10 protein-coding genes are annotated in these 11,956 nt (G+C 40.1%); 6 read left to right on the top strand and 4 right to left on the bottom strand.

What is annotated here, in order from left to right:
- Window positions 1-121 precede the first annotated feature (121 nt).
- Entirely contained in the window at window positions 122-322 is a 201-nt protein-coding gene (gene arfA, locus I6F43_RS17785; protein WP_024591136.1) for a ribosome alternative rescue factor ArfA, read from the top strand.
- A gap of 445 nt (window positions 323-767) precedes the next feature.
- Here arfA and I6F43_RS17780 read toward each other — a convergent pair whose 3' ends face one another.
- Complete coding sequence (locus I6F43_RS17780) at window positions 768-1,724, bottom strand: helix-turn-helix domain-containing protein (RefSeq protein ID WP_197103386.1); 957 nt, start codon at window positions 1,722-1,724, stop codon at window positions 768-770.
- A 220-nt stretch (window positions 1,725-1,944) separates the two neighbouring features.
- Here I6F43_RS17780 and I6F43_RS17775 point away from each other — a divergent pair, with 220 nt between their 5' ends.
- The 3 genes from I6F43_RS17775 to eat are packed head-to-tail and all read left to right on the top strand — an operon-like array spanning window position 1,945 to window position 5,701.
- Window positions 1,945-3,351, top strand: coding sequence for an ethanolamine ammonia-lyase subunit EutB (locus I6F43_RS17775; RefSeq protein WP_024594012.1), 1,407 nt, complete (start codon window positions 1,945-1,947; stop codon window positions 3,349-3,351).
- A complete protein-coding gene (gene eutC / locus I6F43_RS17770; RefSeq protein WP_165722936.1) occupies window positions 3,348-4,235 on the top strand; it encodes an ethanolamine ammonia-lyase subunit EutC in 888 nt (295 codons plus the stop codon). Before I6F43_RS17775 ends, eutC begins: the two co-directional genes overlap by 4 nt.
- Before the next feature lie 59 nt (window positions 4,236-4,294).
- Window positions 4,295-5,701: an ethanolamine permease gene (gene eat, locus I6F43_RS17765; protein WP_024591132.1), complete on the top strand. Its 1,407-nt coding sequence runs from the start codon at window positions 4,295-4,297 to the stop codon at window positions 5,699-5,701.
- A 129-nt stretch (window positions 5,702-5,830) separates the two neighbouring features.
- Here eat and arfB read toward each other — a convergent pair whose 3' ends face one another.
- A complete protein-coding gene (gene arfB / locus I6F43_RS17760) occupies window positions 5,831-6,244 on the bottom strand; it encodes an alternative ribosome rescue aminoacyl-tRNA hydrolase ArfB (protein WP_007583522.1) in 414 nt (137 codons plus the stop codon).
- A gap of 192 nt (window positions 6,245-6,436) precedes the next feature.
- On the opposite strand from arfB, the gene I6F43_RS17755 reads away from it, so the two are divergent.
- A complete protein-coding gene (locus I6F43_RS17755) occupies window positions 6,437-7,009 on the top strand; it encodes a hypothetical protein (protein ID WP_010555231.1) in 573 nt (190 codons plus the stop codon).
- A gap of 161 nt (window positions 7,010-7,170) precedes the next feature.
- Here I6F43_RS17755 and katG read toward each other — a convergent pair whose 3' ends face one another.
- Window positions 7,171-9,351: a catalase/peroxidase HPI gene (gene katG, locus I6F43_RS17750; protein WP_197103384.1), complete on the bottom strand. Its 2,181-nt coding sequence runs from the start codon at window positions 9,349-9,351 to the stop codon at window positions 7,171-7,173.
- A gap of 1,170 nt (window positions 9,352-10,521) precedes the next feature.
- On the opposite strand from katG, the gene I6F43_RS17745 reads away from it, so the two are divergent.
- Window positions 10,522-11,412 (top strand): tetratricopeptide repeat protein, encoded by an 891-nt coding sequence (locus I6F43_RS17745; RefSeq protein WP_007583526.1) that lies wholly within the window; start codon window positions 10,522-10,524, stop codon window positions 11,410-11,412.
- 362 nt (window positions 11,413-11,774) lie between these two features.
- Here the strand turns inward: I6F43_RS17745 and I6F43_RS20185 are convergent.
- Window positions 11,775-11,956, bottom strand: a 182-nt coding sequence (locus I6F43_RS20185) for a hypothetical protein (protein WP_231614107.1), incomplete at its 5' end; no start/stop codon positions are given.

The following is an 11,956-nucleotide window of genomic DNA, read 5'->3' as shown; positions in this document are numbered from 1 at the left end:
TTGGGCATTAAAAATACTTGCGCGGTTGAAAATTAAGCCTACAATCGCCATCTCTTAAATAGGCTAATATAAAAGCCTCTTTATTATTTAACTTAAAATAATCATTAGTGATAGGAAATATATGACTAAAAAATCTAAAGCAAAAACCGCAAGCAACAGCGCGGTAGATACAGGACGAGGCGTTATTAATCATAATGCGCTGGCGGCGCTAGTAACCTCTAAATTATTTAAGCCACAAGTGGTTAAAGCTAAAAAAGGCAAAGGTTCGTTTAAACGCAGCAACAAACATTCAGGACAAGAGTCCTATTTAATCGCGGCTTAAATAGCACCGATCAAATAGGGCTTTTGAATATACCTCGCTTTCACTTTTAGTTCTTTATTATTTTAACTCCAAGCTGTCCTCTAAAAGCGAAGCGCCTCTAAACCTCTTTGTGAATAACAGCCCTTAAAAATATGAATGCACAAAGAGAAGAAAAAGAGGAGTAAATGAGAAGACAAAGTCCATTTGTTTAAGTTATATGATATTTCACCACCGAGCACACCGAGGCGCTGTGCGCTACACAGAGAAAACACGAGTAATGGTTAGTCACTGCTCCTTGTTTTCTCCTTCACTTCTCGGTGGTGATTTAATTACTTGCTTACTAATGCACCCAACTAAATGTAAAAGCGGTGGTTTTAAACGCCAGCAAGCTGCGCGTCCACAGGTGTTTAACTCAAGTTAGAGTATGGTCTGTAGAAGAAACGTGCTCACGTTAGAAGTGTAGTTTCTAACCTTTAAAACTATTACTTTTAACTGTTTGTGATGGGTTTTCACCAAATAGTTGCGTGTAATCTTTAGCAAATTGTCCCGCATGCCAAAATCCCCAATTGGCTGCTATTACTGAAATTGGCTTATCTTGGTTTGGTTTTTTTAGTTCCCGCCTTACATTATTTAAACGTGTTAAACGTAAAAACCGCAAAGGGTTAATTCCTAAAATACTCTCAAAACTATATTGAAGTGTGCGCCTACTTACAAAGGCAAGCTCGCACAGCTCGGTTATGGTTATTGGGTTTTGTGGATTTGTGGCCACGTAATCTTTTACTTTATCTACTACGGCTTTTCTATGTTTATAACTTGGCGCAATATTTTGTTGTGGATTATCTGCCTGTAATAAGTGTAGTGCCAACATGTTTAGCATATCTTGTTGCGATTCGGTTTTAAGTCCAAAGCCCTTGCCTACAACCATGCTATTAATTATTTGCCTTGCCGTTTGCAATGATGAGTTGCTTACCGATAAGCGAGCTGATTGTGCAGATGATAGGTTTTTCAATGTTACGCCTTGTAGCTGCGCCATATATTCAATTGAATTCCAATCGATTACCAAACCATAAATATTAAATTGCTCAGGGGTTATCAGCTCAAAGTCATTATCACTTGTACGGCACATAAATTGATTACTTGCCACACTTAGACCATTAATCTTACTTTGCTGCGACTGACAAGGAATGCCAAGCCAAACAGAATTGGGGGCGATGTTACATTGCTGACGAAGCGCTCGCTCGGTGTATTCTTTAAACACATGAATATTGGCGTAATCTGTTTCTTCAATAAAACCATAAAAGCTGCCGTCGCTCATTTGATCGTATTTTTGCTGCCATTGAGTAAGGCTATGCGCTTGCTCGTCTATATCGTGTGTTTGCACCTTGCTCTTTAGTGGTGCGTTGTAGCTACTTTGCTGCGCCATATAGGGGATGCTCTTTTTCGTTACACTTTTATTATGGTTAAGTTAACACCGCTTTGCGTATGTAACCAATTGAATTGGATTAATAAATAATCTTTTGCCGAAATTCGATAGTTACTTGGTACAAAATAAGCTGTCTTGTAACTATTGAAAATTGATTTATAGCTAAAGATGCAGCAAAACCTATACCAAGGTTTATCATATTAGTTATGTGGAGTAAATCATGGGGCAAGCGTACAGTTACACTTTAGGTACACACACTTATAAATTCAAGAACCTAGCCCAGTTAATGGCTAAAGCTACACCGCAGCGTTCGGGTGATCGCTTAGCGGGCGTAATTGCACAATCAGCACAAGAACGTGCTGTGGCTCAAATGACATTGGCCGATGTACCTCTTAAAACATTTTTAAATGAGGTACTTATTCCCTACGAAGATGACGAAATTACACGCTTAATTATTGACGAGCACGATGCCAATGCCTTTATGGCTATTGCACATTTAACCGTAGGCGATTTTCGTAATTGGCTTTTAAGCGACTTTGCAACACCCGCTGTACTTGCAAGTATAAGGCAAGGTATTACGCCCGAAATGGCTGCTGCTGTTAGCAAAATAATGCGCAATCAAGATCTCATATTAATTGCTAAAAAGTGCCATGTTACAAGTGCTTTTAGAAACACTATTGGCCTTCCTGGGCATTTATCTACACGTTTACAACCCAATCATCCAACTGACGATATTAACGGTATTGCTGCATGCATGCTTGATGGGCTGCTATACGGTAATGGCGATGCCGTAATAGGTATAAACCCAGCAACCGACAACGTTGCCCAGGCCATTAAATTAATGACATTAATGGATGATGTTATTCAAAAATACGCCATACCGACGCAAAGCTGTGTGCTTACACATGTTACTAACACTATTGAATGTATAGAAGCTGGCGCACCGGTTGATTTGGTATTTCAATCGATTGGCGGCACGGAGGCTACTAACTCAAGTTTTGGTTTTAATTTAAATACCTTAGCTGAAGCGCAAGATGCCGCTTTGAGTTTAAAGCGCGGCACTGTTGGCAATAATGTGATGTATTTTGAAACTGGGCAAGGCAGTTCGCTTTCAGCAAATGCGCATCATGGGCTTGATCAGCAAACGTGTGAAGCTCGCGCTTATGCAGTTGCTCGTAAGTTTGATCCGTTACTGGTTAATACCGTGGTGGGGTTTATTGGCCCTGAATATTTGTTTGATGGTAAAGAAATTACCCGAGCAGGACTTGAGGATCACTTTTGCGCTAAGTTACTAGGCATACCGATGGGGTGCGACGTGTGTTACACCAATCATGCAGAGGCCGATCAAAACGATATGGATAATTTGCTAACGCTATTAGGTGTTGCAGGTTGCTCGTTTGTAATGGGAATACCTGGCTCTGACGATATTATGCTTAACTACCAAACTACGTCGTTTCATGATGCATTATATGTTCGTCGAGTTCTTGGCTCTAGACCCGCCCCTGAGTTTGAAGCATGGCTAAGCAAAATGAAAATTATGCAAAGCACTACCGACATCACACTTTCAGATACCTTGCCTCCCGCTTTTGCTAAACCTCTGGGTGCAATTGCTGGAGGTGGCTCATGAAATCACGTTCAAAACCGACAACTCCATTAGATAACTCAGTAAATGAGCATAAAAATAACGGTAATGTGGTGCACAACCCTTGGAGTGATTTACGCCGCTTTACCGACGCCCGTATTGGGCTTGGTCGCGCTGGTATAAGTTTGCCAACCTCAGAAATGCTGGCTTTTCAGCTATCTCATGCACAAGCGCGTGATGCGGTGAGTTTTCCGCTTGATATTAACGCAATGACTGAGCAACTAGGCAATATTAGTGCTCTAAAAGAGGTTGCCCCTCCCCTGCATTTACACAGCCAAGCCGTTGACAGGGTTACTTACCTTCAGCGACCCGATTTAGGCCGTAAACTTGATGAAAATGGTAGGCAAGTACTTCTCAGCTATATGAATAAACAAAAGCACACTGCGCAGGCTAAATACGATTTAGCGATTGTAGTGGTTGATGGACTTTCGTCGTTGGCGGTACAAAAAAATGCATACCCATTTATAACAGAGCTATTAACGCACCTTACAACAGACAAGCAATTTAAAATTGCTCCCATTACTTTGGTTGAGCAAGGGCGAGTAGCGATTGGCGACGATATAGGTGAGTTGCTAAATGCGCAGGTGGTTATGGTGTTAATAGGAGAGCGCCCAGGACTTAGTTCGCCAGATAGCCTTGGCTTGTATTTAACATGGGAGCCCAAAACAGGACTTAACGATGCATGTCGTAATTGCATATCGAATATTCGCCCTGCAGGCCTACCTTATACAGAAGCGGCGAGACGCGCACTGTACTTATTACGTGAAGCTAAAAAACTGAAACTAACTGGGGTTAATTTAAAAGACCGCACACAAGATGATGTAATTGAGCATCAGGTTTCAACCACTAACTTTTTAATTGCTGAGTAATTTTAATTAAAAACACATGAAATAAAAAAATAAAAACTAAACATCAACGGAGAAAGGTTATGTCTACTAATAATAATACAGAGTACCTTGCTAAAAGACAGCTAAAACGGGGTACTGCGGGGTGGTTATTGCTCGCAGGTTTGGGTGTGTCGTATGTAATATCGGGTGACTTTGCAGGCTGGAACTTTGGTATCGCCGAAGCCGGTTGGGGTGGTTTTGCCATTGCTGCAGTATTAATGGCGGTTATGTATTTAGCGCTTGTACTATCGCTTGCTGAAATGTCAGCTGCAATACCTGCTGCAGGCGGTGGTTATAGTTTTGCGCGTCAAGCTATGGGGCCAGCGGGAGGCTATTTAACCGGGCTTGCCGTATTAATTGAATATGCCTTAGCACCCGCTGCTATTGTTATTTTTATTGGTTCGGCAGTTGAAGCCCTCACCGGGTTTAATGGCCCATGGGTATATGCATTATTTTACTTACTATTTGTGGGAATTCATTTAGCGGGCGTAGGAGAAGCGCTTAAAGTAATGATGGTAATAAGTGGTTTAGCGGTATTAGCTATTATTGCAACGGCTTTTGTTTTAATCACAAATTTTGATGCATCGCGCTTATTTGACGTCCCCGTAACAAATGCAGTGGGAGCCAGTGAGTTTTTACCTTTAGGTTGGTACGGGGTTTGGGCTGCATTACCGTTTGCCATGTGGTTATTTTTAGCGGTTGAAGGTGTACCGCTTGCTGCAGAAGAAGCAAAAGATCCCGCTAAAGATGTGCCAAAAGGCATTATTGGTGCAATGATCTTTTTGTTATTTACTGCTTTTTTAGTTGTTGTTTTAGTACCTGGTGCTGGCGGTGCTGCTGCAATGGGGGCAAGTGCTGTGCCTTTAGTTGATGCATTAAATGCATCCGGTAGTGAGGGCTTAGCAACCGTTGTAAATATATTAGGGCTTGCGGGTTTAGTTGCTTCGTTTTTCTCTATTATTTATGGTTATAGTCGCTTAGTGTTTGCTCTATCTAGAGCCGGTTATTTACCACGTTCGTTGTCTATTACGACTAATCGCAAAGTGCCAGCACGTGCGTTGATTGTACCGGCAGTATTTGGCTTTTTAGTATCACTCAGTGGTGAGGGTGACTTAATACTTGCAATGGCAGTAGTAGGTGCAACGCTCTCGTATGCATTAATGGCGCTGAGCCATATTTTACTTCGCGTTAAACAACCTGATTTACCTCGCCCGTACAAAACTCCAGGTGGCGTAGTTACGTCAAGTATTGCTTTAGTACTTTCGCTTATAGCATTAACGGGTGTGTATGCGTTTGACCCTCGTGCATTTTTATACACTATGGTGCTGTTTATTGTGGGCGCCGCATATTACTTTGGCTATAGCTCAAAACACTTAGTTGCTAAAAGCGCTGATGAAGAGTTTGCAATGTTGGCAAATGCAGAATCTGATTTAGAAATGGCTAAGTAGGTATTAATAGTTATTAAATATAAGTGAGGCTACCCCTCACTTATATTTTTATACGTACAATACGATGTAAAAATGGTGCCTGCATGTAGGCATCAAGTCTCTTCTATACTTTATTAATACCGTTTAAAACTAAAACTTTATGTTGCCGCGTAGCGCTTTGTTTTGCCCGTGTTTAGTTTTTTTGTCCATGCGCTTTCGCTGTGAATTACGGCTAGGCTTGGTGGCACGACGCGCTTTATTAACAACGGTAGCACTAAGAATTAAATCTTTTAAGCGCTTAAGGGCATCTTCTCGGTTTAGCTCTTGCGTACGGTGGCTTTGCGCTTTAATTATTAAAACGCCCTCTTTGGTAATTCTTGTATCATTTAAGGCTAGCAAACGCTCTTTATAAAAATCAGGTAATTTAGAGCGATTAATATCAAAGCGTAAATGAATGGCACTGGCTACTTTGTTAACATTTTGACCACCGGCACCTTGCGAACGAATAGCCGTAAGCTCTAGTTCCCATTCATCGATAGTGACAGTATTTGAAATTGTTAACATTGTGTTCAGCTCTATTTGTCAAAAATGTATTATATCATCAGTACATTAGCTTGTGGTGAATGAACTAAATTCTTAGAACTTAAATAAATTCTCATAAATTGTACTATAAAATCAGCCAATATATTATTTTGTGTTGGCAAGTGTTGCTTATTAGTTTCTAATTGGCACAACTTTAATACTAGGAAATGCTCAATGAAAAAAATACTTGTATCACTTAGCTTATTAGCAATGAGTTTCTCAAGCCTTGCAGTAGATATTAACGAAGGTCAACTTCAAAGCTATATGAAAGCACTGCCAGCTGTAACGAGCTGGGCAAGCAGCCAAGAGTCTTTAAAAGACTTAGACTTAGCAAGTATGTTAGGTGGTTCTGCAGATCAAAGTGTTGACGAACAAAGCTCTTTAGCTAATAGCGCACTAAGCATGATTAAAGAGCAAGACCTATACAAAAGCTTCGCGGGTGTTACAGGGCGCTACGGCTTTACACCAGAGCAACTAGTAACTGTAGGTTCTGAAGTATCAATGGCTTATATCGAAAACCTTAAATCGGGTTTATCTGCTGATAATCAAGAAACAGCGAATAAAGTAATGGGCGGTTTTCAAAGCATGAAAAGTGCTAAAGATAAAGGCGCTAGTTCGTTAATGGGTTCGTTTGGTAAATCGTCAAGCGCAGCTGAGGAGTCTACAGAGTCTTTAGTAAGCGAAAGTAACCTTGAACTTGTGAGCGAATATATGCCACAACTACAAAAGCTTTTTGCACTTCTATAAGTTTTATTGTTCTATAAAAAGGTGGCTTTGCCGCCTTTTTTAATGCCTAATTTTTATATGACTTAGATAAATTACAATATTTTATAAGTAATACTGACCGGGACTATATGCAAAAACGGGGGAGTAAATTATTACTCCCCCGTTTTTATTTAGCGTACAGATTATTTAAGATCGAATCTGTCTGCGTTCATTACTTTTACCCATGCGTTTACAAAGTCATGTACAAAGCGCTCTTTGTTGTCGTCTTGTGCATAAAACTCAGCAAGTGCGCGCAATATAGAGTTTGATCCAAATACTAAATCAACGCGTGTTGCAGTCCATTTAGTAGTGCCACTTTTACGGTCTACTATATTGTATAAACCTTTTTGAGTTGGCTCCCAACGGTTTGACATGTCAGTTAAGTTTACAAAGAAGTCGTTGGTTAATGAGCCTACGCTATTTGTAAATACGCCGTGTTCGCTGCCAGCATAGTTAGTACCTAGTACTCGCATCCCACCAATAAGTACCGACATTTCTGGTGCACTTAATCCCATTAGTTGGCTGCGCTCTAGTAATAACTCCTCCGCTGACACTGCGTAATCTTTTTTCAGCCAGTTTCTAAAACCATCGTGAATGGGTTCTAGTACATCAAACGATTCTGCATCAGTCATTTCGTCTGTTGCATCTCCACGTCCTGGAGCAAACGGCACGTTTACATCAACACCCGCTTGTTTTGCAGCTTGTTCTAAGGCTGCTGTACCACCTAAAACAATTAAGTCGGCGATGCTAACAGGTTTACTCAAGCCAGCCTGCACTTTTTCAAGCGCACTAAGTACTGATGCTAAACGTTCTGGCTCATTACCTTGCCAATCTTTTTGCGGTGCTAAACGAATGCGTGCACCATTTGCGCCGCCACGTTTATCAGAACCACGATAAGTACGTGCGCTATCCCAAGCTGTATTTATTAAATCAGCGGCACTAACACCACAATTTAATAATGTGGTTTTTAGATTGCTAATTTCGTCGTCTGTTAATGTGTAATCAACGGTTGGAATTGGATCTTGCCAAATTAAATCTTCACTTGGTACGTCAGCACCTAAGTAACATGATTTAGGACCTAAATCGCGGTGAGTTAGTTTAAACCAGGCACGTGCAAACACGTCTGAAAAGTAGTCAAAGTCGTTATAAAAACGCTCAATAATTTTACGGTACGTTGGATCCACTTTCATGGCCATATCAGCATCTGTCATCATTGGGTTTAAACGAATTGATGAATCTTCTACATCGACAGGTTTGTCTTCTTCTTTAATATTAATAGGCTCCCACTGATGAGCGCCTGCTGGGCTTTTAGTGAGTTCCCATTCGTAGGTTAATAAAAGCTTACAGTATTCGTTATCCCATTGTGTTGGGTGCGTAGTCCATGCGCCCTCTACACCTGATGTAACTGTATCGCGGCCAATCCCACGTGTTGTAGTGTTATTCCAACCAAGGCCTTGCTCGTGTATGTCAGCTGCCTCTGGCTCTGGTCCTAAGTTTTCTGCTTTGCCATTACCGTGCGCTTTACCTACTGTGTGCCCGCCTACCGTTAATGCAGCGGTTTCTTCGTCATCCATTGCCATACGTGCAAAAGTTTCGCGAATTTGGGCCGCTGTTTTAAGCGGATCAGGTATACCATTTACACCTTCAGGGTTTACATAAATTAAGCCCATTTGTACTGCGGCTAATGGGTTTTCCATGGTGTCTGGTTTATCTACACTTTCGTAACGACCATCACTTGGCGCTAACCATTCTTTTTCAGCTCCCCAGTAAACGTCTTTTTCAGGATGCCAAATATCTTCTCGGCCGCCGGCAAAACCAAAGGTTTTTAAGCCCATTGATTCGTATGCCATGTTGCCCGCTAAAATAATTAAGTCGGCCCATGAAAGCTTGTTACCGTATTTTTTCTTTATTGGCCAAAGTAAACGGCGCGCTTTGTCGAGGTTACCGTTGTCTGGCCATGAATTTAGTGGCGCAAAACGTTGATTACCTGTACCACCGCCCCCTCTACCATCGGCCAAACGGTATGAACCCGCTGAGTGCCATGCTAAACGAATCATTAAACCGCCGTAATGTCCCCAATCGGCTGGCCACCAATCTTGGCTATCGGTCATTAAGCTTTTTACGTCTGTTTTTAGCGCGTCAAGATCGATTGATTTAAATGCTTCAGCGTAATTAAAGTCGCTATTGTATGGATTTGATTTGGTGTCGTGCTGATGAAGAATGTCTAAGTTTAGGGCATTTGGCCACCAATCAGTATTGGGATTAGACGTTTTAGTATTACTGCCGTGCATGACCGGACATTGGCCTGCTTTAGGGTTGCTCATTCTGGAATCCTTATAATAGAAAAGTAAAATACTTAATCAATCAGTATTGTTGTTTATGTATTTATAACTTTTTAAAAAGTAACGGTTATTTTTATTTAATCGGCTTACTTATTATTTAGTGTGCCTGCCTAAACACTTACGTATCCTTAATATAGGCGCATAAATTATGCTACGCCAGCCTCAACATACTATTTAAAACGATTGCTCCAATTTATATTTTTGATTGGCCTTTTGCTAATGATGTATTTAACAATAGCTTTGTAATTACGTTCAAAATAATAGTAAAAATAAATTCGATGACGCTCGTGTAAAGTATTACGTAAGATAAAAAAACAAATTAGTGAATTAACCTTAACCTTTTTACTAGACCTGTGATCGAATTGAAAAATTTCGGCGTAATGGTATATGAAGGGTTTGAAAGTGGCTTTAATTTATTTAAAGCGCACATTGGAATACCCCCCTTCACCATGAAATTGTAGTTATATAGTTATAATTATAAAGGTGCATTACTTAAGCCCAATGCACCTTTACTTTATAAATCGAATACTTTGAGTATTCTTATATTTTTAACTAATTGAATTGAATTAAGTATTTGTTCATAAAGATTCAGTTAGTATGAAGTTGTTCTCCTGTGAATCCCTACGACATATTGTTGTTTTAAGCAGTTTTTGCCAGCTCATATTGAGCTGGTTTTTTTTGCCTATTTTTTCCTAAAACCACCTTATTATTAGCAAAATGCTCATGCTTTAACCTGTTATTGCTAGGGCGTGTTGACCTTTGTGGATTGAAATTTGTTTAATCTAGGGACGATTTAATCGCGGCGCGAGGTTTGTAACCTAGTGGGCTAAGTAAAAACCGAGCAACAAAGAGTAAATCGTCCCTAGAAAGAACCCTAAGGGCAGCGCATGTTTGGCATTTATGCTTCGTTATCGCCTATTTATGGGGAATAACCACACTACATAGGCTCTGCCTTGCCTAAAAACCAAATATACAGCTGCAAAATTAATCACGAAAGGTCAACACGCCCTAGCCTCTAGACTAAAAAATTCTTACAACTATTGCTCCTATCTAAATTAGGTCAATTTTAATCCTGAAAAGTCAACGCGCCCTAGTGCCATTCAGCCCTGCATGTTAAAGTTATTACAGTAATTAATTTAATTAGGCGTACCGATGCGTTATTACCTATCTACACTTTTTGTTTGTTTAACTTTTTTTTCGGGCATAGTAAATTCTGCTGAACAAAAACCAGCAGCCCCTACAGCACAACAAGAGCAACAAGCCCTCAAACAACTTAAAGAGTCTATGTTTAAACCGCTAATGGAGCGCTACATACTCGACGAGCTAAAAGCCGTAAGGCAAGATCAACAAAAACTCCGTGAGGATGTAACTAAGCAAGTTACTCATGCACAGCTTGATACTGCAGATCGCGCATTAACATACACTACCGATACTATTAATAATGTATTTTTTATAATTACCGCTACGGCTTCTATTTTGGTTTTAGTGGGCTGGAACTCACTACGCGATGTTAAAAACAAAGTAGAAGATATTGTAAATACACGTGTAAGTGTAATTACTGACGAGTATGAAGACCGATTAAAAATTCTTGAAGAAAAACTACGCGTACGCTCAGAAGAAATACTCAGTAACCAAGAGCGCATATCAGTTACCAACGAGGTTCATTCGTTATGGATGCGCGCCAATTTAGAAAGTGATTTTGCTAATAAAATTGAAATATTTGATGAGATTTTAAAACGTAAACCAGAGGATGTTGAAGCCATTGCTTATAAGGCCGATGCGTTATTAGAAATAAATGAAACAGCGCAAGCCATTGAGTTGTGTAATCAAGCCATTGATATAGATAGTGTCTATGGTTATGCCTATTGGCAACGAGCATGTGCTTATGCGCTAACACATAAGCATGCTGATGCATTAGCCGACATTAAAATGGCACTTGAATACTCTCCAAATTTACGTAATGAGCTATTACATGAGAGCGCATTTGCAAGCTTACATGACAACGACAGCTTTAATACTATAGTAGCTGGTGAAGTTGTTTAAGCACTCAGTATTTGGCCTGTATGATTAGGCGCAACATCATAAAAAAGGGCCTTGGCCCTTTTTTTTGTTTTTAAAGGTTAAGTTTGTTGTGTAATTAGAAGCTTTACTGCGCTCTACAAACTCTGCTCTACCGTAGAGTTAAGACCTAAAGTGATTAATTCACAAAGAGGTTTAGAGACGCTGCGCTTTTAGAGAAGAGCTTAGAAGTTAAAATAATAAAAACAGTCAGAAACGGTGCTTCTAACATGAGCAACAAGTCATACTCTAAACTTGGTATAAACACTTCTATTCGCGCAGGTTACAAGCTTTTAAAGCAACGCTTGTACTTTTATAATACCGAGTCAGCATTGGTTTTGCTCTTCTCATTTGCTCCTCTTTTTCTTCTCTGCGTGCATACTATTTTTAGGGCTGTTATACACAAATAGGTTTAGAGACGCTGCGCTTTTAGAGAAGAGCTTAGAAGTTAAAATAATAAAAACAATCAGAAACTGTGCTTCTAACATGAGCAACAAGTCATACTCTAAACTTGGTATAAACACTTCTA

Source organism: Pseudoalteromonas sp. NZS71_1, from assembly GCF_015864305.1.
Classification (GTDB): Bacteria; Pseudomonadota; Gammaproteobacteria; order Enterobacterales; family Alteromonadaceae; genus Pseudoalteromonas; species Pseudoalteromonas arctica.
The sequence above is the reverse complement of the archived record's forward strand: the minus strand, read 5'-3'. Positions and strand labels throughout refer to the sequence as shown.

Bases quoted from the DNA above. Each gene is read 5' to 3' on its own strand.
- arfA (WP_024591136.1), top strand. From the start codon at position 122: ATGACTAAAAAATCTAAAGCAAAAACCGCAAGCAACAGCGCGGTAGAT.
- I6F43_RS17780 (WP_197103386.1), bottom strand. From the start codon at position 1,724: ATGGCGCAGCAAAGTAGCTACAACGCACCACTAAAGAGCAAGGTGCAA.
- I6F43_RS17775 (WP_024594012.1), top strand. From the start codon at position 1,945: ATGGGGCAAGCGTACAGTTACACTTTAGGTACACACACTTATAAATTC.
- eutC (WP_165722936.1), top strand. From the start codon at position 3,348: ATGAAATCACGTTCAAAACCGACAACTCCATTAGATAACTCAGTAAAT.
- eat (WP_024591132.1), top strand. From the start codon at position 4,295: ATGTCTACTAATAATAATACAGAGTACCTTGCTAAAAGACAGCTAAAA.
- arfB (WP_007583522.1), bottom strand. From the start codon at position 6,244: ATGTTAACAATTTCAAATACTGTCACTATCGATGAATGGGAACTAGAG.
- I6F43_RS17755 (WP_010555231.1), top strand. From the start codon at position 6,437: ATGAAAAAAATACTTGTATCACTTAGCTTATTAGCAATGAGTTTCTCA.
- katG (WP_197103384.1), bottom strand. From the start codon at position 9,351: ATGAGCAACCCTAAAGCAGGCCAATGTCCGGTCATGCACGGCAGTAAT.
- I6F43_RS17745 (WP_007583526.1), top strand. From the start codon at position 10,522: ATGCGTTATTACCTATCTACACTTTTTGTTTGTTTAACTTTTTTTTCG.